We start from the raw sequence: 25,041 nt of genomic DNA, 5'->3' as shown, positions 1-25,041 counted from the left end.
CGCAGCCCGTTGCAAGGCAACCGCTCCGTGGAATCCGTTCCGGCACAAGGTTTGGTTAATCGTGCTTGGTTAAATACTGATGCGAATGCCGCCTATGGACCGGAGAGATAACGCGTGAGCCTTTTGCAATCATACCGTATGCGATTGCGCCGAAAAAGGATCAAGATCCGCGCCTTTCGCAAGCATTTTTCGCTGCGGCCCATTGCCAACAGGACCGATGCGATACGGCCCGGCGACATCCTGCTGTTCTGCACCCTGCGTGACGAGATGATCCGCCTGCCGTATTTCTTGCAGTATTACCGCGATCTGGGAGTGTCGCATTTCCTGATCGTTGACAATTACAGCAGCGATGGCGGGCGCGAATACCTGGCCAGTCAGGGCGACGTGTCCCTGTGGACGACGCGGGCCAGCTACAAGGGGGCCCGTTTCGGCGTCGATTGGCTCAACTGGCTGCAGCACAAGTACGCGCATGGTCACTGGACGCTGGTGGTCGACCCTGACGAGCTGTTTGTCTATCCCTTCTGCGATACGCGTCCGATCCGCGCGCTGACCGACTGGCTGGATGTAAGCCAGGTACGGTCATTCGGGGCGATGCTGCTGGACATGTATCCCAAGGGCCGGATCGACGCGGTGCCTTACAAGCAGGGTCAGAACCCGATCGAAATCGCCAGTTGGTTCGATCCGGGAAATTACACGATCGAAAAGAACCCGTTTTATGGCAACCTTTGGATTCAGGGCGGACCCCGCGCGCGCGTTTTCTTTCCCGATGCGCCGAAAAAGGCGCCGGCGCTGAACAAGATTCCACTGGTCAAGTGGAACCGGCGCTATGCCTATGTCAGCTCGACCCACATGCTGCTGCCGCGGGGGCTGAACCTGGTTTACGATGAATGGGGCGGCGAGCAGGCCAGCGGCGTACTCCTTCATGCCAAGTTCATCGATACGTTTACCGAAAAGGCGAAAGAAGAGCTGGAGCGCAGGCAGCACTATTCATCGGGCGTTGAATACCGGGCCTATGCCGAGCGTTTGTGTGAAAATCCAGAGCTTTGGTGCAAATGGTCGGAAAAATATATAAACTGGCGCCAATTGGAAATCCTCGGACTGATGTCCAAGGGGAACTGGGCATGAGGAAAGGGCAGCGCGCGTGAGTGTCGGGATCGTCATGCTGGTCCATACGGCCTTCGATCGTGCCGAGCAGCTGGTTCGGCACTGGTCGGCCGCCGGTTGTCCGCTGGTGATACACGCTGACAAATGCGTGCCGCGCAAGGAATATAACGACTTCGTCCAGGCGCTTTCCGATGTACCGGATGTCCGGTTCAGCAAACGGCACCGCTGCGAATGGGGCACCTGGGGGCTGGTCGCGGCCACGCAAGCTGCGTCCGAGATGATGCTGGAGGCGTTTCCCGATGTCAGGCATGTCTACCTGGCGTCGGGGTCATGCGTGCCGCTGCGCCCGGTGCAGGAGCTGTTGGATTACCTGGACGAGCGCCCGCACACGGATTTCATCGAATCCGCGACCACGGCGGATGTGCCCTGGACGATTGGTGGACTGGATCAGGAACGGTTCACGATGCGGTTCCCGTTTTCATGGCGCAAGAACAAGGTTCTGTTCGACCGCTACGTCGCGTTGCAGCGTTTCATCGGTTTCAAGCGCAAGATCCCGAACGGGATCGTTCCGCATATGGGCAGCCAGTGGTGGTGCCTGACGCGCCAGACCCTGTCGGCCATCCTGCAGGATCCCGAACGGGAGACTTATGATCGCTATTTCAGCAAGGTCTGGATCCCCGATGAGAGTTATTTTCAGACATTGGCGCGGCTCTATTCACGCCAGATAGAAAGCCGGTCGCTGACCTTGTCGAAGTTCGACTATCAGGGAAAACCGCATATCTTCTATGACGATCACCTGCAATTGCTGCGCCGGTCGGATTGTTTCGTGGCGCGGAAAATTTGGCCCTTCGCGGACCGGCTATATACCGCTTTCCTGACGGATCAGTCGGGCAGCATGAAACGGACCGAGCCCAACCCGGGCAAGATCGACCGCATCTTTTCCAAAGCGGTCGAACGGCGCACCCGCGGGCGCGCCGGCCTTTACATGCAGAGCCGCTTTCCGGTCGAAACCAGGGAAAATGGCCTCACCTGCGGTCAGTATTCTGTGTTCGAGGGATTCAGCGACCTGTTCGAAAACTTTGAGACCTGGCTTGCCAGGGCAACGGGCATGCGCGTGCACGGCCATCTCTTTGCCCCGGACCGTGCAGAGTTCGCGGATGGTCAGTCGGTGATCAATGGCGCGCTCAGCGACAGTGCCACGCTGCGGGACTATAATCCCCGCGCCTTCCTGGCGAATCTGATCTGGAATACACGCGGGGAACGGCAATGTTTCCAGTTCGGGCCGCGTGACAATCAGGCCATCGAATGGGATATCGCCAAGGATCCGAACGCGCAGGTGTCCGTCATCACCGGGGCCTGGGCTGTGCCACTGTTTCAGTCGAACCGCAATTTCTCGGATCTCCGGCGTGAGGCGGCATTGTTGCAGCAGATCGAAAGCACGCATCTCAATACTCTGCGGTCCAACTGGACCAAGGCGCGGGTGCGGATTTGGACCATGGCCGAATTCATCGAGGCCCCGATGGAGCCGCTGCAAACCATCGTCGACGAAATCGGCCAGAACCAGGTACGCGGTTTGGCTGAAGTCCCGAAAATGGCCGATCTGAAGGGTTTCGGACAGTTCCTGCAGAACCTCAAGAACCAGGGGATGCACCCCTATCTGATGGGCGATTTCCCGGTGACCCAGGACCACAACGAACCAGCGCAAAGCAAGCGCAAACCCTATCTGGTGCGATAAAGCAGGATGAGCGGCAAATTCGATTACTTCGTCATTTTTGCCGAGATGCGCACCGGGTCGAATTTCCTTGAGGCGAACCTGAACCGGTTCGCGGATATCGAATGCCATGGCGAGGCGTTCAATCCGCATTTCATCGGCTATCCCAACCAGACCGAAATCCTGGGCGTTACGCAGGCGATGCGCGACGCCGATCCGCAGCGCCTGATCGACACGGTCAAGTCCGGCTCTGGCGGGCTTGGCGGATTTCGGTTCTTTCACGACCATGATGCGCGGGCGCTGGAGCTTTGCCTCGACGATCCACGCTGCGCCAAGGTGGTGCTGACCCGGAACCCGCTGGAAAGCTACGTTTCGTGGAAGATCGCCCAGGCGACCGGTCAGTGGAAATTGACCAACGTCAAGCGCCATCGCGACAGCAGAATCCATTTCGACGTGGCCGAGTTCGAACAGCACCTGGGGGAGCTGCAGGAATTTCAGGTGCATCTGATGAACTGTCTGCAGATCACCGGGCAGACGGCATATTACCTGTCCTACGAAAGCCTGAAGGATGTCGATGTCATCAATGGCCTCGCCCGGTTTCTGGGCTCCGGGGTGCAGCTGGAGCGGCTCGATGCGTCGCTCAAGAAACAGAATCCGAAACCCCTGCAGAGCAAGGTGTCGAATTACCAAGAAATGGAAGAGGCGTTGGCCCGGACCGATTTCTTCAACTTGTCGCGGACGCCCAATTTCGAACCCGATCGTGGCGCTGCGGTGCCCGGCTATGTGACCGGGGCCAAGGCACCCCTGCTTTATATGCCAATCCGCTCGGGCCCCGAGGATGAGGTCTGTGACTGGCTTGCGGCGCTTGACGGGGGCGCGGCTGAAGAGCTGCCGCGACACTGGAACCAGAAGCTGCTGCGCCAGTGGAAACGAAAATCAGGCCGGCATCGCAGTTTCACCGTAATCCGCCATCCGGTGGCCCGGGCCCATTCGGCGTTTTGCCGCAAGATCCTGACACCGGACGATGAGGCCTTTGCCGACATCCGCAGGACATTGCGGAACTTTCACAAGCTGCCGATTCCCGGTGGCGGGCCGGACGCGGCCTATGACAGGCGTGCGCACCGTCAGGCCTTCGCTGCCTTTCTGGAGTTTCTGCGTGCCAACCTGTCAGGCCAGACGGGGCTGCGGGTCGATGCGCACTGGGCCACGCAAAGCTCGGTCATCCAGGGCATGGCACGGTTTTCGGTGCCGGACATGCTGATCCGCGAGGAGGAGATGCAGGATGATCTTGGCGCCCTTGCCCGGCAGGTCGGTTACCCCGAGCCACCGGCGCCGCGGACGGCGGCACCAGACGGGCCGATACCGCTTTCGGAGATTTATGATGCGGAAATCGAGAGCCTGACCAAAGCCGCCTATCAGCGCGACTACATGATGTTCGGGTTCGAGGCCTGGGGTTAGCGGCGTTTCAGGCGGCTTGAACCGCCTGAGCTTCGGTGACGATCGTGTAGAGCGTCGCCGGGTCATGGTTGGCCCGCAGCTTCGCGCAGATCGACGCGTCGCGCAGGGTACGCGATACCAATGCAAGCGCCTTGAGGTGCTCAACGCCCGCTTCGCGCGGTGCGAACAGGGCAAAGGCCAGATCGACAGGTTGCCGGTCGACCGCATCGAAATCAATCGGCGTGTCCAGCAGAACCAGTGCTCCGACGACTTGGTCCAGGCCGTCGACGCGGGCATGGGGCAGGGCAACGCCCTTGCCTACGCCGGTTGGCCCAAGACTCTCGCGCTCGTGCAGCGCTTCGATCACCGCGGACTGGTCGATACCATATGCCTGCTCGGCGATGCCGCCGATCTCATGAAGCAGCCGCTTCTTGCTGCTGGCAGATGAAAGAACGCGTACGGCCTCAGGTTTGAGGATAACTGACATGGTCATATTTTCTTGTCGCTCCGACAGGATCAGAGCTGTGCCCAAATCCCTGACTTACGGATCAATCCAGCCTATGTTGCCGTCGTCGCGGCGGTAGACCACATTCAACCCATCCTTGCCCTCTTTTCGAAAAACCAGAACAGGGGCCCCGGCAAGCTCCATCTGCATCACGGCCTCACCCACTGACAGAGAGGGGATGTTCATCTCCATCTCTGCGACGATGATCGGTTGCAGGCTATCGGGTTCTGATTCTGCTTCTTCGCCTTCCGAGGCGAGGATATAAGAGGACGCCCCGGAGATTTCAACCGGTTCTGACCGATTGTTATGGTGATCTTTCAACCTGCGCTTGTATCGGCGCAGTTGTTTCTCCATCTTGTCGCAGCAGGAATCGAAAGCCGCGTAGATTTCATGCGCATGGGCCTTGGCTTGCGCTGTCAGGCCGGTGGACAGATGAACAACGGATTCGCAGACAAATTCGTTGGCGCTTTTCGAAAAGGTGACATGTGCATCGGTCGGCCGTTGCGCATATTTGGCTACCGCGGCGCCCAGCTCCTCCTTTACATGGGTTTGCAGCGCCTCGCCGATATCGATCTGTTTCCCACTGATTTGATAGCGCATCTTGTCTCCTTCATATGACAGTTCGGCAGCGGGCCGGGTGCCGGGCACCTTGGCCTGAGTTCAGCTCCGAATGCGGTAAAAGGGCATTCGATATGCTTGTCCGTAACCCGGCCCGTAAAGCGGGGAGAATCGGGGGGACAATTCGCGATACACAAATGCCATGTACCAATTGACGCCCGTTTTGCACTGGATGTCAATGCAGGACAGGTTAATCCCGAGGGCTAAATCGGCGGAATATCCGGCAATCAGGAAATGCGGAAATTGTCGCCCAGATAGACGCGGCGCACGTTTTCATTCTCGACCACCTCGTCGGGATTGCCCGACATCAGCACCTTTCCATCGTGCAAAATATACGCGCGATCAACGATTTCCAGCGTTTCGCGAACATTGTGATCCGTGATCAGGACGCCGATACCGCGTTTCTTCAGATCGGCGACCAGGTGCCGTATGTCGCCGACCGAGATCGGGTCGACCCCGGCAAAGGGTTCATCCAGCAGAAGATATTTCGGATACGCTGCCAGGCAGCGGGCAATCTCGACCCGGCGGCGTTCACCGCCGGACAGGGCAAGCGCGGGTGCGCGGCGCAAATGCTCGATCGAAAACTCCGAAAGCAGTTCTTCGAGCCGTTCGCGGCGCTTGTGCCGTTGCGACACCGATATATCGAGAATAGCCATGATGTTGTCTTCGACCGACATGCCGCGGAAAATCGACATCTCCTGTGGCAGGTAGCCGATGCCCAGCTTGGCCCGGCGATACATCGGCAGGTTGGTCACCTCGCGCCCGTCAATCGTGACATGACCGCCCTCGGGATAGACCAGCCCGGCAACGGCGTAGAACGTCGTGGTCTTGCCAGATCCGTTCGGGCCCAGCAGGGCCACCACCTCACCCTGGTTCAGGTTGAGGGATACATCGCGGATCACGACCCGCTTGGCGTAGCTTTTTCTGAGGTTTTCGATCTGCAGCCCGCTGTTCTGGTGCGCAATCGTCAATTCGGGCTGTACCATTACTCGGTCTCGGATTCGGGGTTCAGAACGGTTTTGACTCGCCCTGTGACGCGGGCGGTGCCGGCCTTGGTGTCGATGAACATCTTGTCGCCGGTCAGGGCGTTCCGCCCCTGTATCAGCAGCACGTCGCCATACATTTCGATCAGGCCGGTCTGAACGTTATAGTCTGCCTGACGGGCCTCGGCGGCGTCTTCGCCACTGACAAGCGTTACGCCTCCGGTTGCGTTGAGGCTTTCGATGCCGCTCTCATCCTCAAGGTAGACGACCAGCACCCGGGGGGCCGACAGGCGCATTTCGCCCTGGCCGATCAGGACATTGCCGGTGAAGATCGCCGTGCCGTCATTCTGATTCACATTCAGATTGTCCGAGGTCACTTCGACCGGCAGGTTGCTGTCCTGCGGCGCATTGCCAAACGCTATCTGGGCGCCCTGTGCCAGCAAACTTGCCGGCGCGGCAGAGATGCAGAATGCCAATGCCAGGTTTCTGAAAAGGTGCACGGGAATTAATCCTTGGGTTCCTGCGGAGTGTATATCAGTTTGACACCCCCTGTAAAAAGCAATTCTGCCTGGCCGGTTTCGGGATTCGTCGTCAGTAGCATTTTGCCCGCAGTCAGGTCACCTGGCGGGCCGGTGCCCTCCACCTGGCCCGGCGTTTCGGCATAAAGCTCATCCATCCGCGTCCACAGGGTATCCGTTGTCATCACGTAACCGGTCGTGGTGTTTATGTGCACATTGCCATCCAGCGTTGCGGTCATCTTGCTTTGATGCATGTCGGCATTGTCCGACCGGATGTCAACGATGGTGCCGGACGTAAGGTTCAGCCGGGCGGTCACATCCGTCGCCAACAGGTGCTCGGGGTCCTCGGGGTCGGGCCGGGCGCGTACCGACCGGAATGTCACCTGATCGCCGCTGTCGGTGACGCCGGCAAAGGACGGGTTCGTCGCCCCCAGTTCCTGCGCGCGCTGTTCCAGGTCGATCTGCGCGATGGGTATCGACTCGGTCGGATCAATCGTGCGCGAGATCAGAAAGAGCGTGGACAATATGCCAAGCGCGGCTAGGGGCAGGATGATCTTCATCCATGCGACGACGCGCGAGTAGAGATTGTCCGACAGGGCCATCAGTGCGCAAAGATGTCGATCTCGGGCCAGCCTGCAAGGTCCAGCTTCGCGCGGGCTGGCAGGAAATCGAAACAGGACCGGGCCAGCTCTGCCCGGCCTTCGCGTTCCAGCCGTTCATCAAGCGCGTCGCGCAGCTGGTGCAGATACAGGACATCCGACGCGGCATAATCCAGCTGTGCCTCGGTCAGTTTGTCCGCGCCCCAATCCGACGATTGCTGTTGCTTGGAAACATCGACGTTCAGCAACTCCTGCAACAGGTTCTTCAGCCCGTGGCGGTCGGTGTAGGTGCGGATCAGTTTGCTGGCGATCTTCGTGCAGTAGACGGGCGCGGCCAGCGCGCCGAAGGCATTGTACATGGCGGCGATGTCGAACCGGCCGAAATGAAAGAGTTTCAGCACATCGGGGTTTTCCAGCATCGCGGCCAGGTTCGGTGCCGCAGATTGTCCCTGCGCGATCTGCACAAGATGCGCATCGCCGTCACCGCCTGACATCTGCACCACGCACAGGCGGTCGCGGTGCGGGTTCAGCCCCATGGTCTCGCAATCAATGGCGACCACCGGCCCCAGGTCCAGCCCGTCGGGAAGATCGTTCTTGTAGAGGTGGTTTGCCATTCTCGATCCTTTCGTCACCGGGCAGGGATACTGCGCCCTACCCTGTAAAGCCTGGACCGTGCTTGGCAAGGGTTTCGGAAGATTTTTAGCCGGCGCAACCGTCAGGCCGCATCCCTGTTTGCCTTTGCGTCGGCGATTTCGCGCACCCGTTGCGCGTTGTCCTGCGCAATCGTGCCATCCTGCGACCAGATCGAGTTTTCGAAGCCGACCCGCAGTTTCCCGCCCTTGGCATCGGCGTATTTCAGACAAGCGGTTTCACCGCGCCCGAATGCGCAGACCGCCCAGTCGGGGTGCCAGCCTTCGGTGTCCTTCCATGCCAAAAACGGCTGCAGATCGGTCGGGCGGCTGTCACGGTCGGTAGTGTACCGCCCCAGCACAAAAAGGACCTGCAGGTCTGCCGCATTGAACATTCCGGGCGGCATGACGGATTTCAGCAGCTTGACATCCGCCAGGTCATAGAGGATGAGCTGAAGGGCAATCTCTGCCGCCCGGGCATCTTCGAAGAACCGATGGATGGTGCGGCGATCGGTATCGGTCATGATTTCCCGGATCGAGGCAGAGACAAGCGACGCGCCAGCGTTCAGCGCAACGTCACGCTGATGATCGGGCCCGTAGATACCAACCGCCTCGGTGGTGATCTGAACGGCCATCTCGGGTGTTGCGCGACCCAGTTCCGCCAGGGCCTCCCGATACATGCCGCTATCCAGAACATGTGCGCCCCGGGTATCGCGCAGATGCAGGTGCAGCCCATCCGCACCCGCCAGATGGCAGGCGCGCGCGGTCTTGACGATCTCATCCAGTGTCAGCGGGATGGCGGGGTGGTCTGATTTTCCAAGCCGTGCCCCGTTGGGCGCGACCATCAGCCGGGGCAGCGGGTTCATGTCAATACGTTCTGGAAGGCGATGTCGAGTTTTGAAACCAGTTCGTCAATCTGCGCATCGGTCACTATGAAGGGCGGGGCCAGCAGGATGTGATCCCCTTGTTTGCCGTCTATCGTGCCCCCCATCGGATAACAGACCAGCCCGGCTTCGAAACAGGCTTTCTTGAGCTTCTTGTGCATGGCCAGCGAGGAATCGAAGGGTTTCTTGCTGTCGCGATCTTCGACGATTTCGATGCCGCGGAACATGCCGCGCCCGCGGATGTCACCGATATGCGGGTGCTGACCAAAGGCGGTCTTCAGCGCCTCGTCCAGCTTTGCCCCCATGATCTTCGCGCGCCCGGTCATGCCGCCGTCGGTCAGCTTGGACACGACGACATCGGCAGCGGCGCAGGCGGTCGGGTGGCCCACATAGGTGTGGCCGTGCTGGAAAAAGCCCGAACCGTCTTCGATCGCCTGATAAATCTTGCGCGTGCACAGCGTCGCGCCGATCGGCTGATAGCCGGCGCCAAGGCCCTTGGCGATGGTCACGATATCGGGGCTGATGCCGTCCTGTTCGCAGGCAAAGAAACTGCCGGTGCGTCCCATACCGCACATCACTTCGTCCAGGATCAACAGGATGCCGTGCTGATCGCAGATCTCGCGGATGCGCTTGAAATATCCAGGTGCGGGCGGGACCGCGCCCGCCGTCGCGCCGACGACGGGTTCGGCGATGAAGGCGATGACGTTCTCGGGCCCGACCCGCTGCAGTTCCCGTTCCAGTTCGTTGGCGGCGCGCTGACCGTAGGCTTCGGGCGTTTCGCCCTCGGCACGGTCGCGATATTCGTAGCAGGGCGCGATATGCGAGGTATCGATCATAAGCGGGGCAAAGGGTTCCTTGCGCCAGGCGTTCCCGCCCGTTGCCAGCGCGGCCAGGGTATTGCCGTGGTAGCTCTGACGCCGGGCAATGAAACGCGACCTCTCGGGCTGTCCGATTTCCAGGAAATATTGCCGCGCCAGTTTCAGCGCTGCCTCGACTGCCTCGGACCCGCCCGAGACGAAATAGACCCGGTCCAGATCACCGGGCGCATGGGCAATCAGCCGGTCGGCAAGGGATTCGGCGGCGTCCGAGGTGAAAAACCCGGTATGGGCAAAGGCCATGTTGTCGATCTGTGCCTTGATCGCGGCGATAACGTCTGGGTCAGAATGCCCAAGGCATGACACCGCAGCCCCGCCGGAGCCGTCAAGATACTGTTTGCCCGAGGCGTCGAACAGATAGGCACCTTCTCCGCGCACGGCAATTGGAGGAAGGGATTTCGTATGTCTTGGAAATACGTGGTTCATGGCAATCTCCTGATCGCATTATTTGAAACATATGGATCAAGATTTGACAATATGTGAAACATCTGAAACATTCACAAAGTGTTACGAAAAGAGGCAGGCATCGCGTTGGATCCATCGTTTGAACAGAGACTGGCCCGGAATTATGAAGAGTTGAGCGCGCGGTTGCGCGAAGCCGGGGATTTCATCGCCGCGAACCCGGTGCCGGTCGCCACGCGCAGCCTGCGATCCGTGGCCGGTGAAGCAGGTCTGGCACCGGCGACATTTTCGCGGCTTGCGCGGGTTTTGGGCTATGACGGTTTCGAGGAGATCCGCGAAATCATGCGCGGAAAGATCGACCGCCGGGTGAACAGTTTTGCCGACCGGGCGGATCGCCTGTGGCACGATCACGAAGCAGGCACGCTGGATCTTTTTCAGGAACACCGGCAGGCCTGTCTTGGCAATCTCGCGACGCTTGAGGAGACGATTGATCGCGAACAGCTAAAGACGACCGTGGAACGGTTGCATGACGCCCGGAAGGTGCTGGTTTTGGGGGCGCTGGGATCAGCAGGGATCGCGGAATACATGCACTACATGGCAAGCTTCATAAGCGACAAATGGCATATGGCGGACCGCGCGGGAGGGTCCTTGGGCAGTGGACTGGCCGGGATGCAGAAAGGGGATGCGATTGTCATCCTCACCAAACCACCCTTCGCCCGCAAAGCCTTGCTGGCGGCCGAGATCGCCAAGAAGAGCGGCGCCTTCGTGATCGTCATCACCGATAGCCATGCCTGCCCCGCGCTGCGCTTCGCCGATACGGGGTTTCTGGTTAAATCCGAAAGCCCGCATTTCTATTCCTCCTATGTCGCCACGGTTTTTCTGGCAGAGACGATGATCGGGATGCTGGCGGGCCGGATGGGGCCAGAAGCCACAAATCGAATAGCGGACGTGGAAAACCGCAACCGCCGCCTGGAAGAAGTCCGTGACGGTTGACGGTCTGCAACCAGGTTGAATCCTTGTGCCAAGCAGGTGTCGGTAGCCTGGAATTCCCCCGGCGTTCGGTCAGGAGAAATTCAGATCGGGAAAGTCAGCTGGATGGATGTGCCGCGCTCTGCCGGGCCGGACAGCCAGGAAATCTGGCCGCCGTAGATATCGACAATCTTGCGGACAAGGGCCAGGCCCATACCGCTGCCCTCGATCTCATCTCTGGGCTTGAGGGTGGTCATGATTTCAAAAACCCGTTCGCGGTACTTCTCCGGGATTCCCGGCCCGTCGTCAGTAACGGTTATGATGCAGTCGCCCGCTTTCTGCACCGAGGTGATCGTTACCTTTCCTTCATTCATATCGTGATGTTTGACCGAGTTCGAAATCAGCGCGGAAAACAGCGTCAGAATATCCCGGTCTCCCATGCGAATTTCGGCACATTTGAGATCCAGGTCGATTTCGAATCCGGGGGGGATGGTCAACTGTTCCAGAACAACCGCAATCGCTTCGGCCAGATCAACAGATTTGACAACCTGCATGCGTCCCGCGCGGGAATAGACCAGCAAATCGATCAGCATCCTGTCAAGGCGGCGGGTATGGATGTTCATCAGGGCAAGATTTTCCTGAAGCGGTTCGTTGATGATGTACCCGGCCTCCTCCAGGTCATCCTGGATCCATTGCGGCACCTCCAGAAGGGCGCGCACAGAATTGCGGATGTCGTGGCTGAGCAGATAAATGAAATCTTCGAACTCACTGGCGCTCAACTGCGTGGATGTCGCGCCTTCGCCATCCGAGGACGGCGTGTCAAACGGACGAATACCCATGGAAACCTCAATTTCTGATTGAGCATTCGGGATAGGCGAGAAGTGATAATTGTTGGTTAACCATCGAAACGCAGCGCGCAGGTTTGCAGCTTTTCGCGAGTGCAAGCCGCTTGACCGGATTCGAGTGAGGGCCGGACAATTTAGCGCAACAAAAAGAAGGCACTAACGCCTGACTCAGGCCATCGCACCAGCCGGCACCCTGCGGCGTTCGCCGCTGATCTTGGTATCCTGGGACAGGATGTGAACGAATTGGCCACCGCGCGTTCAACTTTGTTAACGCCGGATTAATCGGTTGTTTCTACCCTGAGATTCTTTGCAGCAGCCCGGCGCGAGGTACAGCCAATTTTCGTCGACCGACTTTCATTTGATACCGGGCGCAGTTTGCCGGCGCAGGGGCGTCGCTCCGCCGGTTTCGCTGTTGGGGATATTTCGTCTTGTGGCCGGGGCCGATGTGACGCCTTCGGGCTCGTCCACCTGAAACAGACAAAGCGGAATTTTGGCGGCCCGTTGCCGCTTGGAGGGGAAAGACCATGACACAAGTTCAGCCGAACCCGGTAATCAAGGTACCAACGCAGCCGGTCAGGTTTCTGATCATAGATGATGATCAGGTAAGCATTCTGGCGATCAAGCGCGCTCTGAAAAAGCTGAAGATCGTCAATCCGGTGCAGGTGGCACGGGACGGGCGCGAAGCGTTGGAGATGCTCCGAGCCGAACTGGGTGAATCCAGCGTTCTGCCGCCTTGCCTGGTGACTCTGGATCTGAACATGCCGCGGATGAACGGGTTCGAGTTTCTGGAAGAGGTACGCAATGATCCCGCGCTGCACCGGCTTGTCATCTTTGTCCTGTCGACATCTGATGCGCCTACGGACGTGGCGATGGCCTATGACAACAATATCGCCGGTTACATCGTCAAGGACAATCTGGGCAACAGCTTCGTGAAGGCGCTGGATATGATTGATTGCTTCGCCAAGGTGATCGAATTCCCAAGCTGAGACAGCACACTCGGACCGGGCCTGCTCCTCCGGGCAGCCTTTTGGCTTGAGCCATGGGCGCTGCGCGGCTAGACCAGCGCGGAAGGAGCCTTGCGATGAGCCTCAATTCATTCGGACATCTGTTTCGCGTCACCACCTGGGGCGAAAGCCACGGTCCCGCACTGGGGGCGACGGTTGATGGCTGCCCGCCGGGTATCGCCGTGGACGAGACGATGCTGCAGCATTGGCTGGACAAGCGGCGCCCCGGTCAGAACAAGAACATGACGCAGCGGAACGAACCCGATGCAGTTCAAATCCTGTCGGGCGTGTTCGAGGGTCAGACCACCGGCACGCCGATCCAGTTGATGATCGAAAACACCGATCAAAGATCAAAGGATTATGGTGACATCGCCCAGACCTTTCGGCCGGGCCACGCCGATATCACCTACCACCAGAAATATGGTATCCGCGATTACCGTGGCGGCGGGCGCAGTTCGGCCCGCGAAACGGCGGCACGCGTGGCGGCGGGCGGTATTGCCCGCGCGGCGCTCGACTCGCTGGTGCCGGGCATCCGCATCAAGGGTTACATGACCCGGATGGGCGAGTTGGAGATCGACCGCGACCGGTTCGACTGGGCGGCGATCGACGGTAACGATTTCTGGATCCCCGATGTCCAAGCCGCGCCCGAGTGGGAGGCCTATCTGCAAAAGCTGCGCAAGGACCATAACTCGGTCGGTGCGGTGATCGAGGTCGTGGCGCAGGGAGCCCCCGCCGGTCTGGGCGCGCCGGTCTATGGCAAGCTCGATACCGATCTGGCGGCGGCGATGATGTCGATCAACGCGGTCAAGGGCGTCGAGATCGGCGAAGGCATGTCGGCGGCGATGCTGAAAGGCACCGAGAATGCCGACGAGATCTTCATGGGCAATGACGGGCAGCCGGTCTATTCGTCGAACCATGCCGGCGGCATCCTGGGCGGTATCTCGACCGGGCAGGATATTGTCGTGCGCTTTGCGGTCAAACCCACCTCGTCGATCCTCAGCCCGCGCAGATCCATCCGCATGGACGGCACCCCGACCGAGGTCATCACCAAGGGCCGCCATGACCCTTGCGTCGGCATCCGCGCCGTGCCGGTGGGCGAGGCGATGATGGCCTGCGTGCTGCTTGACCACCTGCTGCTGCATCGCGGGCAGGTGGGGGACGGGCCGCGTGGCACGATCGGCTGAGCAGGCACTGGTCAGGGTTTGCGCGCGCTGACCGCAAACTGCGTGATCGAGAAGAAGAACCGCCCGTCGGCAGCCAACTGTTCCTGCTCTGCACGCCACGCCGTCGCCTCGTCTTCTGACACAAGCCCGGTCTGAATCGCATAGTTTTCCATCAGCCGGATCATCATGATCGCCAACCCGTCCGGTTTGAGGACGTGATCGCTGATGGTGACCGAGTTCACCGACTCGACCACCAACCCGGTCTTGCGCATGAGGGGTGGCAGGATCGCCGGAACGCGCCGTTCGGTAAAATGATCGTCCCAGGCGGCGACCATTCGATCCATTCGCGCCTGATCTTCGGTGAACCACACGAGGCTGTCGAAATGGATGTCGCTGACCACCAGCCGACCGCCACGTTTCAGCACCCGGCAGGCATCCTGAACCGCTGCTGGAATGTTGTCGAGATATTCGAACACCTGTACCGAGACTGCCTTGTCGACGGATTCATCGCCAAGCGGCAGCGCATCGGCCAGCCCGTCCTTGAATTCGACCCAGGCGAAAGAGCCACACCGCTCGATCGCCGGCTTGCGCATGTCTTCGCTGGGATCGACGCCAATCACCCGGCCAGTGGGTCCGACCGCCCGCGCCAATTCGGCGGTCAACATCCCGTTGCCACTGCCGATATCCAGGATCGTTTCCCCGGGCATCGGGTCTACCGTGTCAAATGACAGCCGGCGCCTGCGCGTGATGTCCCCACCCTGATAGGCAATTTCCAGCAGCCGCGTCGTCTCGGCATCGAACTTCAGCATCTGTCCCCCCTCCAGCTATTGGTGCGCTGGTGTTTGATGCCAACTTAACACGCGGACTGAACTTGCGGTCAAGTTATCGGCGGGGGGATGGTTTCTGCTTGGAAAGTTGCACCGCCAGGATTCCGCCCGCGATCACCGCGACCCCGGCAATTTCCCGCAGGCCAAGTGACTCACCCAGGATGGCCGCAGCGATGGCCACCCCCAGGAACGGGTTGAGAAAGTGGAACGTCGCCGCCTTGACCGCACCGATGCGGTTGACCAGCCGAAACCAGACCAGGGTTGCGGCAAGCCCGGGGATCAGGGTGGTATAGACAAAGGCAGCAACCAGCTGCCAGCTCCAGGCGACTTCGACGCTTTCCGTCGCCGCTGCAGCGATGCCGAGAACCGCGCTGCCGACCAGCATCTGAAGTCCGACGATCATCAGGAAATTGCCGCCCGATGTCGCGCCCCTGACCATCAGGGTGGCAAAGGTCAGGGCGATGACGCCCATGACGCAAAGGGCAAGCCCCGTCATGTCGATGCCGCCCTGCAGACGCGCGCCCATGATGATGACCACGCCGATCAACCCGGCCAGCAGGCCGATCATGCCCAGAAACCCCACCCTTTCGCCAAAAAGCGCCCAGCCCGCCAAGGCCACAAGCAACGGCATGGTCGAGGCGATGATGGCGGCCAGGGATGCCTCGATCGTCTGCATGGCCACGAAATTCAGCCCGAGGTACAGCGCGTTCTGGCAGATGCCGAAGATGATGGTGGCGCGCCATTGCCCGCGGCTCAGCCGCCAGCTCTGCCCCAGCATCCGCGCGATCAGCACGCCCAGCAGGCCCGAGATCAGGAACCGCAGCGACAGCGCTGTCAGAGGTGGCGCCGCGGCCACGATGATCCGTGCCGAGGTAAAGGCACTGGACCACATGAAGGCAAAGGCCAACCCTGCCGCGATTGCCCGAATGTCCATACTGCCTGCTCCGAAACTGAAAAGGGCCGCCCCGGTGGCGACCCTTTCCGAAACTGGGGATGATTACAAGATCAGCCGTTGACGCTGTCCTTCAGTGCCTTGGCGATGGTCATTTTCACCACCTTGTCGGCATCCTTGTGGATCTGCTCGCCGGTGGCGGGATTGCGCACCATGCGCTCGGGGCGTTCGCGGCAGTAGATCTTGCCGACGCCGGGCAGGGTTACCGCACCGCCGCTTGACACTTCGCGCGTGATGATCGAGATCACGGCGTCCAGCGCGCCACTTGCGGTTTTCTTGTCGCTGCCCATTTCATCGGCCAGTGCAGAAACAAGCTGGGTTTTGGTCATTGGTTTTGCCATTTTATGGTCTCCTTCATCTGCCCGGCTATTGGGCCTCATTGGCGTAATCTAACGCTATCTTGTGTTCAAACACAACGAATAGTGGCGCAAAGCAAGCGTTTTTAGTGCATTTTGTGGTAGTGTCTCACTTTGAAATCAGGATTTCTTCAGAATTTCCAATGTTCTGCTGTGGTGTTCGGCCCATTTTGCTGTTTTGGGGCACATCCAAATAATGGTCTCGATTATCTCATTATGCGTTTTTTCCAAGTCTTTATGAAAAATCGGCTCATGGTGCGCGACTCGATTACGGAACCTTCGCAACATATTCAACCTTCCGTGGACCACGGATCTTTTTTGGCCCGTGGTCGCTGCAAAAGCTTTGTAAAGAGCGGCGCGCCAAATTGAACTGTCATACGTTCGTGACATCAATCCTACCCAGAAGGCGAACTTCAATTCAGCAACAATTTTCCCAGATGTAACGTCCTCCGGTTCTATTTCTTCTAAGGCATCATTTATCATCGAACGGCTGTGATCAGTCAGCGGTGCGACCGTGTGATCTAACAGCCAAGAAGTTCCATAGACTTTAGACATTTGTGCGTGAATCTTGTTTCTAAGACACACTTCCAGGCACTGGAGCGGAACATAAAAAGATTCAGACAGAAGCATGTTTTCTTCATACAATTCAATGCTTAAATCTAAATCTCCACCTGTTTCGAGAAGATACTTTTCGAGTCTTTCAGTTGAAATACTATTTTCTAGGGCCGTATTTATTTCGGGTGTTCGCATTTTGTTTACTTGTCTTAAACCCATTAATAGGTATGTTCACAACGTACACCCCCGGTCGGCCTCTGCTCTGCATGCTCCGGGGGTCAGTCGTTTATAGGGCCTTTTTCTTGTAGGGGCCACGCTTCTTTGGTTTGGGCGCGCGGGCGTCAATCAGGGCAATAATCCACTCCATATCATGCAGAGAATCAGTAACGCCAGCCGCCATTGCGGGTGTAACTTTCAGCGTTTTATGGATGCGGACGAAGTTGTAATGCAGGAAATACAGGCTCAGCATGTGCAGGTGATTTTGCAGTTTCTTGCTGAATGCGTTTGTCAGGCGAGTAAACCGGCGCATCCCCATCCGCATGGAAAGGTTCTGACGCTCAACGTAAGACGTGCTGACAAGATCCTCTACCGGATCGCCAGAGACGATATGTTTCTTGGTGCCGGTACACTCTGCCGGGGAATACTTGCGTTCATGCTTAGCGGTGCCGCGCGGCTCGCCGTACTGTTTGATCAGTTGGGCATAGTCGATTTCATCGCCGAACACTTTGCCTACGGCCTCCAGATAGGCGCGGTGCCCGTCCGTGGTCAGTTGGATACGACCGTCGATCCGGCGCCGCAGGTTGAGCATAAAGTCATAGGCGGTTTCTGCTGAACGGTCGCCAATTTCATAGGCTAGGATCATCTTGCTGTCCGCATCAATCCCGGTCCACGTCCACACGTCGCCAGCGCCCCGAGGGGCGGCCTTGGCGTCGGCGACGTTCTTTTCCTTGGCATACCAGAAGGACCAGATTTCATCGCACTCAACGCGCGATACCTTCACGTTGCGCACATGCTCATCATGATAGGCCGCACAAGCGTTGCCCGCATCCACCAGCAGTTTCGTTACGGTGTTAATTGAGCATCCCACCGTGCGGCTGATGGCGCGCATGGACATACCCTCCACCATCATATTCAGGATCATAACGCGTTTTTCTGTGGGCAATTGTCTCATGCCTCTTATATGTGAACTTTTTTGCTTACCGTCAAGGATGAGTGGATAGAATTCTCTCAGACACACTAGGAGAATTGCTTTGAATCAATATTCAAAACTTGCATATCCTTGATTCTAGTGGTAAAAATGCTTGAGGCCGCCTAGACAGCGACCAACTATCCAAGCGACCTCAAAGACTTACATGGGATTATATTCTCATGGACCACCCCCCGGAACGGCTTCACGCCCTTGCGCATGGGGTTCACCGGACTGGTTAGATCCGGTATGGTTAGACGCCCCAGGTGATGAGCCGAACAAGCTTTCTTCATCTGGGGCGGATTCTTTCACGAGAGAGTATCGACCGTCGCCCATCTTTTCGATGAGCCCTCGATCCACCAATCGTTTTGTTGCTGTATAGAAGTAGTTAGGGGACGATTTCAGGCGCGATACGTTAAATCCCGTGCCGCCAAGTTTCGCCTTAATCTCTTTGTTCGACTGTGGTTTCCCTGCGGCCCTGAGGGCCATAAGGATCGCGTCCACCAGCGTCGGACCTTCGTCAGGAATCGACGGAGGTGTCGGTTTGGGCGTGTCATCATCACGCTGAAATACATACCGGCGCGGTTGTTCAGGTTTTGTTTCTGGAGAAGTGGTCGTTTGAGAATCACCATACTCAGCCAGCAGATTCGCGGCATGAATCAACTCATCCAACCGCCGCTCTTCATCCCGCAGTGAGCTAATCTTTTCTTTAATAACAGCAGCTTCGCCCTTCCAGCGGGCGATTTGATCTGCGGTGATGCTCAGATTGCGGGTCATAATGAATCTCCAGATTACAACCCTTAGTAACACCCCTCACCATTCATAACAAGAGTTGAGTGGTGAGTTATTTGCCCCAACGTTTCGCCGCCGCCTTCTTCGCAATCTCACTTCGTCGATCCGGCGACAGTTTGGCCGCGCGGGCTTTACCACCCTTTGCCCCGAGCGCCTTGGCCGCCGGATCCTTCCCGTCGTCCTCAACGTCATCTTCAATTTCACCCGTGGCGATCTGGGCAATCTTCACGGCATTGCCTATAACGTCTGCGGGGCGTTTTTCACCTTTCGGTCCTTTGGGCATTGATTCTCTCGACCTTCCTCAATTTTGCTTATCGCTAAGCATAACATGGGATCGAGTGGGTGAAAAATCCAGAAATCAGCGATTTCAGAGTGAGACACTACCCATTTTGTGCTGATTTTCCTCTGGTCAGAGGAAGGCGGTCTCTTCAAAAGAGCGTAATTTGCGGCTGTGGAGCCGTTCCAAGGGCATTTCGGCCAGGGTTTCCATGGCGCGAATCCCTATCATCAGGTGGCGGGAAACCTGCGTTTTATAGAAATCGCTGGCCATGCCGGGCAGTTTCAATTCGCCGTGCAGCGGCTTGTCGCTGACGCAGAGCAGGGTGCCGTAGGGAACGCGGAAGCGGAAACCGTTGGCGGCAATGGTGGCGCTTTCCATGTCCAGCGCGATGGCGCGCGACTGGCTGAGCCGCTGCACCGGGCCGGTCTGGTCGCGCAGTTCCCAGTTGCGGTTGTCCAGGCTGGCCACGGTCCCGGTGCGCATGATCCGCTTTAGGTCGTACCCTTCCAGCTGGGTTTCAGTGGCGACCGCCTGTTCCAGCGCAATCTGGATTTCCGCCAGGGCCGGGATCGGCACCCAGGCGGGGATGTCGGCATCCAGAACGCCATCCTCGCGCAGATAGGCATGGGCCAGGACGAAATCGCCCAGGCTTTGCGAATTGCGCAGCCCGGCGCAATGGCCCACCATCAGCCAGGCATGGGGGCGCAGCACGGCAATATGATCGGTTGCGGTTTTTGCGTTGGACGGGCCGACACCGATATTGACCAGGGTGATGCCTTTCCCATCCGCGCGCTTGAGGTGATAGGACGGCATCTGCGGCATGGTCGCGGGGGTTTCGATCATCCCGTCGGGCGCGGTGATCTGGACATTGCCGGTGCTGACAAAGGCGGTGTAGCCACTGTCGGGGTCCGCCAATGCGTTGCGCGCGTAGGTCTCGAACTCGGAGACATAGAACTGGTAGTTGGTGAAAAGCACGTGGTTCTGGAAATGCGCCGGATCGGTCGCGGTATAATGGGCCAGCCGCGCCAGCGAGTAATCCACCCGTTGGGCCGAAAACGGCGCAAGTGGTCCCACCCCGTCGGGACCGGGCGTGAACGTGCCGTTGACGATGTCATCATTGGTCGTGCCCAGATCCGGCACGTCGAACTTGTCGCGCAGGGTGAAATCGGCGGCGCCTTCTTGCGGCACTGTCATGCTTGGGTCGGTGGCGACGGCAAAATGCACCGGGATCGGCGTGGACGAGACAGCGATGCGCACCGGCACATCGTGGTTCTTCAGCAGAAGGCCGATCTGCTGTTCCAGGTAATTGCGGAACAGAACCGGCCGGGTGATGGTTGCCGCATAGGTTCCCGGTGCCGATACGTGGCCGAAACTCAGCCGGCTGTCGACCTGGCTGAAGGTCGTCGTGGTGATCCTGATCTCGGGGTAATAGGCGCGGACCCGCTGCGCTGGCACCTCGCCGCGCATCGCCTTGTTGAATGCGGTGCACAGGAACCCGGACGCGGTTTCATAAAGTTCGACCAGCCGGTTCACTGCCGCGGTGGCGTCGAAAAATTCCTGCGAGTCCGGCTGGGCGGGCGTCAACAGGTTTTCTTGCTGGCCGTGGATGTTCATGGTGGCGTCCCGAATTCAGCGGGCGGCGTTCCGGCCCGCAGCACCCGCACGTTGACACGGCTGCCGGGCGGGATCAAGCTGCGGCCAGTCGGGGGGCGGCGATGGATTACGACACGATCAGCGCCGAGGCATTCGGGGCGTCACTGACGGGGATCGGCCTGAATCTGCTGGTGCGCGACGTGCCCGCGCAGGTGGCGTTCCTGACCGAGGTGTTCGGCATGTCGGCGCATCAGCCGACCAGGGATTTCGCGATCCTGCGCTACCGCGGACAGGTGATGCAGCTGCATGCGGACGGCACCTATCATGCCAACCCTTTGCTGGGGCTCCTTCCCGAAGCAGGCGCACGCGGCGCGGGGGCGGAAATCAGGCTCTATCATAGCGATCCGGATGAGGCCGCCGCGAAGGCCTCGGCGCTCGGCGCGCATATATTGCAGCCGCCGACAGACAAGCCGCACGGCCTGCGCGAGGTCTATATCCTGTGCGCCAACGGCTATGCCTGGGTGGCGTCCCGGCCGCGCTGATCCGCGGCCATTTCCTCAAGCAGCCAATCGGCGAAGGCCTGCGCGCCGGGTACCTCGGCGATGTGCGGAGCGGTGACCATGTAATAGGCTTCCTGCATCTCGGCGCGGTGATCGAACAAGCGCTGCAATTGCCCGTTGTCGATCAGGCGCCGGGCAATCGTGTCATGGGCCATGCACAGGCCCGATCCGGCCACCGCCGCCGACAGCGCCACCGCATAGGTCGTGGCATAGGTGACTTTGAGGTCCGACCAGTCAAGGCCCAGGTCCTCGCCCCAGGCCGCCCATGTCGCCATCAGGTTGGCGCAATCGAAAAGCGTTTCATTCGGAATGTCGTCCAGCGTGCCCGTCCAGCCGGGCGCAGCAACGGGATAGGCATAATCCTGCACCAGTTTCCGGGCGACCACCCCCTCGGACGGGCGGACGGTATAGCGTATCTCGACATCGGCGCCGGGGGCGATGCCGGTGGTCTGCTCCCACAATTCGGCGGTGATGTTGAGCCGCACGTCGGGGTGGCGGGCGTAAAACCGCCCCAGTCGCGGCGCCAGCCAGAACGTGCCGAAGCTCATGTTGGCATGGACCTGCACCACGTTCTCGATTCCTCCCGTCACCGCCAGTGTGCCGCGCGACAGGGTGCGGAACGCATCGCGCACGATCGGCAGATAGCTGACCCCGGTGACCGTCAGTTCCAGCGCGCGCGGGTGACGTTGGAAAAGTGCCCTGCCCATGTGACCCTCCAACGCCTTGATCTGCTGGCTGACCGCACTTTGGGTCATGTTCAGCTCGGACGCCGCGGCGGTGAAGGACAGGTGCCGCGCCGCGGCCTCGAACGCACGCAACCAGTTCAGCGGGGGGAGTGATTTTCGATTCGTCATAACTTGCCCATTAGCATTACTTATAGCATGGCATCGGATTTTTCGTTGGTAAAGTGCGCGCGGGCAAGGCAGCATTCTGTGCAGGCAAACAAGAGGGTCCGCAGATGTCCGTCACCGAACTTCGTCCCAATATCGACCATTGGCAGGAACGTGTTGACCTGGCCGCCGCATTTCGCTGGACCGAGAGGCTGAACCTGCACGAGGCCGTGGCCAACCATTTCTCGCTGGCGGTGAACGAGGATGGCACGCAGTTTCTGATGAATCCCAACCAGGTGCATTTCAGCCGGATCAAGGCGTCCGACCTGCTGTTGCTGGACGCAAACGATCCCGAAACGCTGGACAAACCCGACGCGCCCGACCCGACCGCCTGGGGCCTGCACGGTGCGCTGCACCGGATGTGCCCGCACGCCCGCTGTGCGATGCATGTGCATTCGATCCATGCCACGGTGCTGGCGTCGCTGGCCGACAGCACGCTGCCGCCGATCGATCAGAACACCGCCACTTTCTACAACCGTGTGGCGGTGGATGATCAATTCGGCGGTCTGGCCTTCGAGGAAGAGGCCGAGCGCTGCTGTTCCAACCTCAGCGACCCGTCGAAAACCGTGCTGGTGATGGGCAATCACGGCATCATGGTGATCGGCCGTACCGTGGCCGAGACCTTCAACCGGATGTATTATTTCGAACGCGCCTGCGAGACTTATATCAAGGCGCTCTGGACCGGGCAGCCGCTGCGCCTGATCCCGGACGAGATCGCTGAAAAGACCGCGCAGGAGATCAACGACTATCCCGGCCAGGCCGAACGGCATCTGGCAGAGCTGAAGGCGATCCTTGATGACGAAGGATCGACCTACGCGTCGTAGCGGGCGTCAACGTTCTGATTTCGGAGAGAAGCAATGTCTGACACCACAGGCAAACAATCGCGCGAATGGAATTACCACCCCGACCTGCCGCTGCAGGATTCGTCGCTCTTCAAATGGCCGCCCAGCCCCGGGTTCCTGGCCCGCTGGCTCGCGCGCAACTGGCTGACGCTCAGCGAGCGGGTGATAATGGTGATCGTCGCGGTTGCCGCCTACTACCTGCTCTATCCCTCGCTGGAGACCGCAAAGACATTTGCCGTCGGCTGGATCGTCCAGACCTGGGCGGTGAACATGGGACTGATGATTGCCATCGCGGGCGGCCTGCACTGGTATTTCTACATCCACAAGGGGCAGGGACAGACGCTGAAATTCGACAAGCGCCCGCAGGCCAAGGGCAACCGGCTGTGGAATTTCTCGAACCAGGTGCATGACAACATGTTCTGGTCGCTGGGGTCGGGTGTGGCGCAACTGACCGCGTTCCAGGTGGTGACGATGTGGCTGATGGCAAATGGCTATGCGCCGACGATCACACTCGCATCGAACCCGGTCTGGTTCATCCTGGCGCTGATCCTGCTGCCGGTCTGGAGCGCATTTCATTTCTACTGGGCGCACCGGTTGCTGCATGTGCCGCTGCTCTACAAGCGGGTCCACTCGCTGCATCACCGCAACGTCAATATCGGGCCGTGGTCCGGCCTGTCGATGCACCCGGTCGAGCATTTCATCTACCTGACCTCGCTGTGCATTCACTGGATCGTGGCCAGCCATCCGATCCACCTGATCTTTCACGTGATCTACCAGGGGCCGGGGGCGGCGATGACCCATACCGGCTACGAGGACCTGCTTATCAGGGACAAGCGGCGGCTTGCGCTGGGCACGTTCTATCACCAGCTTCACCACCGCTATTACGAATGCAACTATGGCAATCAAGAGATGCCCTGGGACCGCTGGTTCGGCACCTTCCACGATGGCAGCGAGGACGCAACAACCGCCACCCGCGCCCGCAAGAAGAAGATGCATGCCTGATTTCCGGGCAGGCCGGGGTTGAATTGCCGCTGGACCCTTGTCACCGGCGACGGTGCTGCGCATTAAGGGCGCATGAGCAAGACCCTGATCTCCTTTGGCCATGGCTATTCCGCGCAGGCGCTGGCGCGGCTGCTGCTGCCGCAGGGCTGGACGATCTACGGCACCACGCGGAGCCGGGAGAAATTCGCGGCCCTTGCAGAAACGGGCATCAACCCCGTCCTCTGGTCTGACACGTCGCTGGACGAGGCCTTTGCCGCGGCCACCCATGTCCTGGTTTCGGCTGGCCCGAGAGAGGCCGGTGATCCGGTCTATAACGAATATGGCGACAGGATCAGCCAGATTGCCGGGCAACTCGACTGGTTCGGGTATATGTCCACCACCGGCGTCTACGGCAATCATGATGGTGAGTGGACCGATGAAGATGCCGAGCTGCGCCCGACGACCCAGCGCGGAAGATGGCGCAAGGCGGCCGAAGAGCGCTGGCTGGCGGTGCCGCAGCTGCCGGTGCACATCTTTCGCCTGGCGGGAATCTACGGCCCCGGCCGCGGACCGTTCCAGAAGATCAGGCAGGGTACGGCACGGCGCATCATCAAGGAGAACCAGATTTTCAGCCGCGTGCATGTCGAGGATATCGCCCAGGTTCTGGCGGCGTCGATCGCCCGGCCCAATCCCGGCCGTGCCTATAACGTCTGCGATGACGAACCGGCCCCGCCGCAGGATGTGATCGGCTATGCGGCCGAATTGCTGGGCGCGCCGATGCCGCCGGAGATCCCCATTGAAGAGGCTGATATGAGCCCGATGGCGCGCAGTTTCTATTCCGAATCCAAGCGCATCTCGAATCGCCGCATCAAGCACGAACTTGGCGTCACCCTGCGCCATCCCAACTATCGCGAGGGCCTGGCGACCCTGTTGGCCGAAGGCGGGTGAGCCGCCTGCCTGACCGAACGGCCTGTTTCTGAC

Annotated in this window: 28 protein-coding genes; 10 read left to right on the top strand and 18 right to left on the bottom strand. The window is 59.4% G+C overall.

Going from position 1 to position 25,041, the window contains the following annotated elements:
- Positions 1-138: 138 nt before the first annotated feature.
- Genes AAFO92_RS08185 through AAFO92_RS08175 form a run of 3 tightly spaced genes read left to right on the top strand, consistent with a single transcriptional unit; the run spans position 139 to position 4,273 of the window.
- Complete coding sequence (locus AAFO92_RS08185) at positions 139-1,125, top strand: glycosyltransferase family 2 protein (protein ID WP_347534335.1); 987 nt, start codon at positions 139-141, stop codon at positions 1,123-1,125.
- Between the two features lie 16 nt (positions 1,126-1,141).
- Positions 1,142-2,839, top strand: a complete 1,698-nt coding sequence (locus AAFO92_RS08180) for a beta-1,6-N-acetylglucosaminyltransferase (RefSeq protein WP_347534225.1) — start codon at positions 1,142-1,144, stop codon at positions 2,837-2,839.
- A gap of 6 nt (positions 2,840-2,845) precedes the next feature.
- Positions 2,846-4,273, top strand: a complete 1,428-nt coding sequence (locus AAFO92_RS08175) for a sulfotransferase family 2 domain-containing protein (protein ID WP_347534224.1) — start codon at positions 2,846-2,848, stop codon at positions 4,271-4,273.
- Between the two features lie 7 nt (positions 4,274-4,280).
- Here the strand turns inward: AAFO92_RS08175 and AAFO92_RS08170 are convergent, their stop codons facing one another.
- The 8 genes from AAFO92_RS08170 to AAFO92_RS08135 all read right to left on the bottom strand — a co-directional run bounded on the left by AAFO92_RS08170 (position 4,281) and on the right by AAFO92_RS08135 (position 10,289).
- On the bottom strand, positions 4,281-4,745 hold the full coding sequence (locus AAFO92_RS08170) for a PTS sugar transporter subunit IIA (protein WP_347534223.1): 465 nt from the start codon (positions 4,743-4,745) through the stop codon (positions 4,281-4,283).
- A gap of 48 nt (positions 4,746-4,793) precedes the next feature.
- Positions 4,794-5,357, bottom strand: coding sequence for a ribosome-associated translation inhibitor RaiA (gene raiA / locus AAFO92_RS08165; RefSeq protein ID WP_347534222.1), 564 nt, complete (start codon positions 5,355-5,357; stop codon positions 4,794-4,796).
- A 245-nt stretch (positions 5,358-5,602) separates the two neighbouring features.
- Positions 5,603-6,361, bottom strand: a complete 759-nt coding sequence (gene lptB / locus AAFO92_RS08160) for an LPS export ABC transporter ATP-binding protein (protein WP_347534221.1) — start codon at positions 6,359-6,361, stop codon at positions 5,603-5,605.
- Positions 6,361-6,858: a lipopolysaccharide transport periplasmic protein LptA gene (gene lptA / locus AAFO92_RS08155; protein ID WP_347534220.1), complete on the bottom strand. Its 498-nt coding sequence runs from the start codon at positions 6,856-6,858 to the stop codon at positions 6,361-6,363. The genes lptB and lptA overlap by 1 nt, the downstream gene beginning before the upstream one ends.
- Positions 6,859-6,863: 5 nt before the next feature.
- Positions 6,864-7,478, bottom strand: a complete 615-nt coding sequence (lptC, locus tag AAFO92_RS08150; RefSeq protein WP_347534219.1) for an LPS export ABC transporter periplasmic protein LptC — start codon at positions 7,476-7,478, stop codon at positions 6,864-6,866.
- Positions 7,478-8,089 carry a ribonuclease D gene (locus tag AAFO92_RS08145; protein WP_347534218.1) on the bottom strand — a complete coding sequence of 204 codons (612 nt, stop codon included), beginning with the start codon at positions 8,087-8,089 and terminating at the stop codon, positions 7,478-7,480. Before AAFO92_RS08145 ends, lptC begins: the two co-directional genes overlap by 1 nt.
- Positions 8,090-8,190: 101 nt before the next feature.
- On the bottom strand, positions 8,191-8,970 hold the full coding sequence (locus tag AAFO92_RS08140; protein ID WP_347534217.1) for a 3-keto-5-aminohexanoate cleavage protein: 780 nt from the start codon (positions 8,968-8,970) through the stop codon (positions 8,191-8,193).
- Positions 8,967-10,289 (bottom strand): aspartate aminotransferase family protein, encoded by a 1,323-nt coding sequence (locus AAFO92_RS08135; protein WP_347534216.1) that lies wholly within the window; start codon positions 10,287-10,289, stop codon positions 8,967-8,969. Before AAFO92_RS08135 ends, AAFO92_RS08140 begins: the two co-directional genes overlap by 4 nt.
- Positions 10,290-10,439: 150 nt before the next feature.
- On the opposite strand from AAFO92_RS08135, the gene AAFO92_RS08130 reads away from it, so the two are divergent.
- Positions 10,440-11,258, top strand: coding sequence for a MurR/RpiR family transcriptional regulator (locus AAFO92_RS08130; protein ID WP_347534215.1), 819 nt, complete (start codon positions 10,440-10,442; stop codon positions 11,256-11,258).
- A gap of 80 nt (positions 11,259-11,338) precedes the next feature.
- On the opposite strand, the gene AAFO92_RS08125 is transcribed toward AAFO92_RS08130, so the two are convergent.
- Entirely contained in the window at positions 11,339-12,073 is a 735-nt protein-coding gene (locus AAFO92_RS08125) for a HAMP domain-containing sensor histidine kinase (protein WP_347534214.1), read from the bottom strand.
- 530 nt (positions 12,074-12,603) lie between these two features.
- Here AAFO92_RS08125 and AAFO92_RS08120 point away from each other — a divergent pair.
- Positions 12,604-13,065, top strand: coding sequence for a response regulator (locus AAFO92_RS08120; protein WP_347534213.1), 462 nt, complete (start codon positions 12,604-12,606; stop codon positions 13,063-13,065).
- Positions 13,066-13,160: 95 nt separating this feature from the next.
- Positions 13,161-14,267 (top strand): chorismate synthase, encoded by a 1,107-nt coding sequence (gene aroC, locus AAFO92_RS08115; RefSeq protein WP_347534212.1) that lies wholly within the window; start codon positions 13,161-13,163, stop codon positions 14,265-14,267.
- Between the two features lie 11 nt (positions 14,268-14,278).
- Here the strand turns inward: aroC and AAFO92_RS08110 are convergent, their stop codons facing one another.
- The 8 genes from AAFO92_RS08110 to AAFO92_RS08075 form a co-directional block, all read right to left on the bottom strand.
- The gene (locus AAFO92_RS08110) at positions 14,279-15,055 is read right to left on the bottom strand and encodes a methyltransferase domain-containing protein (protein ID WP_347534211.1); all 777 of its coding nucleotides are present in this window, start codon (positions 15,053-15,055) and stop codon (positions 14,279-14,281) included.
- A 73-nt stretch (positions 15,056-15,128) separates the two neighbouring features.
- Positions 15,129-16,007, bottom strand: a complete 879-nt coding sequence (locus AAFO92_RS08105) for a DMT family transporter (RefSeq protein WP_347534210.1) — start codon at positions 16,005-16,007, stop codon at positions 15,129-15,131.
- Positions 16,008-16,078: 71 nt separating this feature from the next.
- Positions 16,079-16,366, bottom strand: coding sequence for an HU family DNA-binding protein (locus AAFO92_RS08100; RefSeq protein ID WP_347534209.1), 288 nt, complete (start codon positions 16,364-16,366; stop codon positions 16,079-16,081).
- A 135-nt stretch (positions 16,367-16,501) separates the two neighbouring features.
- The gene (locus AAFO92_RS08095) at positions 16,502-17,131 is read right to left on the bottom strand and encodes an Abi family protein (RefSeq protein WP_347534208.1); all 630 of its coding nucleotides are present in this window, start codon (positions 17,129-17,131) and stop codon (positions 16,502-16,504) included.
- Positions 17,132-17,222: 91 nt separating this feature from the next.
- The gene (locus AAFO92_RS08090; RefSeq protein WP_347534207.1) at positions 17,223-18,107 is read right to left on the bottom strand and encodes an IS1 family transposase; all 885 of its coding nucleotides are present in this window, start codon (positions 18,105-18,107) and stop codon (positions 17,223-17,225) included.
- 195 nt (positions 18,108-18,302) lie between these two features.
- On the bottom strand, positions 18,303-18,899 hold the full coding sequence (locus AAFO92_RS08085) for a hypothetical protein (RefSeq protein WP_347534206.1): 597 nt from the start codon (positions 18,897-18,899) through the stop codon (positions 18,303-18,305).
- Between the two features lie 67 nt (positions 18,900-18,966).
- Positions 18,967-19,197 (bottom strand): histone H1, encoded by a 231-nt coding sequence (locus AAFO92_RS08080; RefSeq protein WP_347534205.1) that lies wholly within the window; start codon positions 19,195-19,197, stop codon positions 18,967-18,969.
- Positions 19,198-19,323: 126 nt separating this feature from the next.
- Entirely contained in the window at positions 19,324-20,808 is a 1,485-nt protein-coding gene (locus AAFO92_RS08075; RefSeq protein WP_347534204.1) for an AMP nucleosidase, read from the bottom strand.
- A 101-nt stretch (positions 20,809-20,909) separates the two neighbouring features.
- Between AAFO92_RS08075 and AAFO92_RS08070 the strand changes: the two genes are divergently transcribed.
- On the top strand, positions 20,910-21,329 hold the full coding sequence (locus AAFO92_RS08070; RefSeq protein WP_347534203.1) for a VOC family protein: 420 nt from the start codon (positions 20,910-20,912) through the stop codon (positions 21,327-21,329).
- Here AAFO92_RS08070 and AAFO92_RS08065 read toward each other — a convergent pair.
- A complete protein-coding gene (locus AAFO92_RS08065) occupies positions 21,299-22,201 on the bottom strand; it encodes a LysR substrate-binding domain-containing protein (RefSeq protein WP_347534202.1) in 903 nt (300 codons plus the stop codon). The two genes, AAFO92_RS08070 and AAFO92_RS08065, sit on opposite strands and share 31 nt — an antisense overlap.
- A 104-nt stretch (positions 22,202-22,305) precedes the next feature.
- Here AAFO92_RS08065 and AAFO92_RS08060 point away from each other — a divergent pair, with 104 nt between their 5' ends.
- The 3 genes from AAFO92_RS08060 to AAFO92_RS08050 all read left to right on the top strand — a co-directional run bounded on the left by AAFO92_RS08060 (position 22,306) and on the right by AAFO92_RS08050 (position 25,008).
- Entirely contained in the window at positions 22,306-23,061 is a 756-nt protein-coding gene (locus tag AAFO92_RS08060; protein ID WP_347534201.1) for a class II aldolase and adducin N-terminal domain-containing protein, read from the top strand.
- A gap of 33 nt (positions 23,062-23,094) precedes the next feature.
- The gene (locus AAFO92_RS08055) at positions 23,095-24,081 is read left to right on the top strand and encodes a sterol desaturase family protein (protein ID WP_347534200.1); all 987 of its coding nucleotides are present in this window, start codon (positions 23,095-23,097) and stop codon (positions 24,079-24,081) included.
- A 72-nt stretch (positions 24,082-24,153) separates the two neighbouring features.
- Positions 24,154-25,008, top strand: a complete 855-nt coding sequence (locus tag AAFO92_RS08050; RefSeq protein ID WP_347534199.1) for an SDR family oxidoreductase — start codon at positions 24,154-24,156, stop codon at positions 25,006-25,008.
- Positions 25,009-25,041: the final 33 nt, after the last annotated feature.

Source organism: Roseovarius sp. CAU 1744, from assembly GCF_039839345.1.
In the GTDB taxonomy this organism is placed as follows: Bacteria; Pseudomonadota; Alphaproteobacteria; order Rhodobacterales; family Rhodobacteraceae; genus Roseovarius.
The sequence above is the reverse complement of the archived record's forward strand: the minus strand, read 5'-3'. Positions and strand labels throughout refer to the sequence as shown.

Coding starts and splice junctions, on each gene's coding strand:
- AAFO92_RS08105 (WP_347534210.1), bottom strand. CDS start 16,007: ATGGACATTCGGGCAATCGCGGCAGGGTTGGCCTTTGCCTTCATGTGG.
- AAFO92_RS08085 (WP_347534206.1), bottom strand. CDS start 18,899: ATGACCCGCAATCTGAGCATCACCGCAGATCAAATCGCCCGCTGGAAG.
- AAFO92_RS08120 (WP_347534213.1), top strand. CDS start 12,604: ATGACACAAGTTCAGCCGAACCCGGTAATCAAGGTACCAACGCAGCCG.
- aroC (WP_347534212.1), top strand. CDS start 13,161: ATGAGCCTCAATTCATTCGGACATCTGTTTCGCGTCACCACCTGGGGC.
- AAFO92_RS08100 (WP_347534209.1), bottom strand. CDS start 16,366: ATGGCAAAACCAATGACCAAAACCCAGCTTGTTTCTGCACTGGCCGAT.
- AAFO92_RS08125 (WP_347534214.1), bottom strand. CDS start 12,073: ATGGGTATTCGTCCGTTTGACACGCCGTCCTCGGATGGCGAAGGCGCG.
- AAFO92_RS08140 (WP_347534217.1), bottom strand. CDS start 8,970: ATGAACCCGCTGCCCCGGCTGATGGTCGCGCCCAACGGGGCACGGCTT.
- lptC (WP_347534219.1), bottom strand. CDS start 7,478: ATGGCCCTGTCGGACAATCTCTACTCGCGCGTCGTCGCATGGATGAAG.
- AAFO92_RS08055 (WP_347534200.1), top strand. CDS start 23,095: ATGTCTGACACCACAGGCAAACAATCGCGCGAATGGAATTACCACCCC.
- AAFO92_RS08175 (WP_347534224.1), top strand. CDS start 2,846: ATGAGCGGCAAATTCGATTACTTCGTCATTTTTGCCGAGATGCGCACC.
- AAFO92_RS08170 (WP_347534223.1), bottom strand. CDS start 4,745: ATGACCATGTCAGTTATCCTCAAACCTGAGGCCGTACGCGTTCTTTCA.
- AAFO92_RS08090 (WP_347534207.1), bottom strand. CDS start 18,107: ATGAGACAATTGCCCACAGAAAAACGCGTTATGATCCTGAATATGATG.
- AAFO92_RS08185 (WP_347534335.1), top strand. CDS start 139: ATGCGATTGCGCCGAAAAAGGATCAAGATCCGCGCCTTTCGCAAGCAT.
- AAFO92_RS08050 (WP_347534199.1), top strand. CDS start 24,154: ATGAGCAAGACCCTGATCTCCTTTGGCCATGGCTATTCCGCGCAGGCG.
- AAFO92_RS08135 (WP_347534216.1), bottom strand. CDS start 10,289: ATGAACCACGTATTTCCAAGACATACGAAATCCCTTCCTCCAATTGCC.
- raiA (WP_347534222.1), bottom strand. CDS start 5,357: ATGCGCTATCAAATCAGTGGGAAACAGATCGATATCGGCGAGGCGCTG.
- AAFO92_RS08080 (WP_347534205.1), bottom strand. CDS start 19,197: ATGCCCAAAGGACCGAAAGGTGAAAAACGCCCCGCAGACGTTATAGGC.
- AAFO92_RS08075 (WP_347534204.1), bottom strand. CDS start 20,808: ATGAACATCCACGGCCAGCAAGAAAACCTGTTGACGCCCGCCCAGCCG.
- AAFO92_RS08065 (WP_347534202.1), bottom strand. CDS start 22,201: ATGACGAATCGAAAATCACTCCCCCCGCTGAACTGGTTGCGTGCGTTC.
- AAFO92_RS08145 (WP_347534218.1), bottom strand. CDS start 8,089: ATGGCAAACCACCTCTACAAGAACGATCTTCCCGACGGGCTGGACCTG.
- lptB (WP_347534221.1), bottom strand. CDS start 6,361: ATGGTACAGCCCGAATTGACGATTGCGCACCAGAACAGCGGGCTGCAG.
- AAFO92_RS08095 (WP_347534208.1), bottom strand. CDS start 17,131: ATGCGAACACCCGAAATAAATACGGCCCTAGAAAATAGTATTTCAACT.
- AAFO92_RS08060 (WP_347534201.1), top strand. CDS start 22,306: ATGTCCGTCACCGAACTTCGTCCCAATATCGACCATTGGCAGGAACGT.
- AAFO92_RS08110 (WP_347534211.1), bottom strand. CDS start 15,055: ATGCTGAAGTTCGATGCCGAGACGACGCGGCTGCTGGAAATTGCCTAT.
- AAFO92_RS08070 (WP_347534203.1), top strand. CDS start 20,910: ATGGATTACGACACGATCAGCGCCGAGGCATTCGGGGCGTCACTGACG.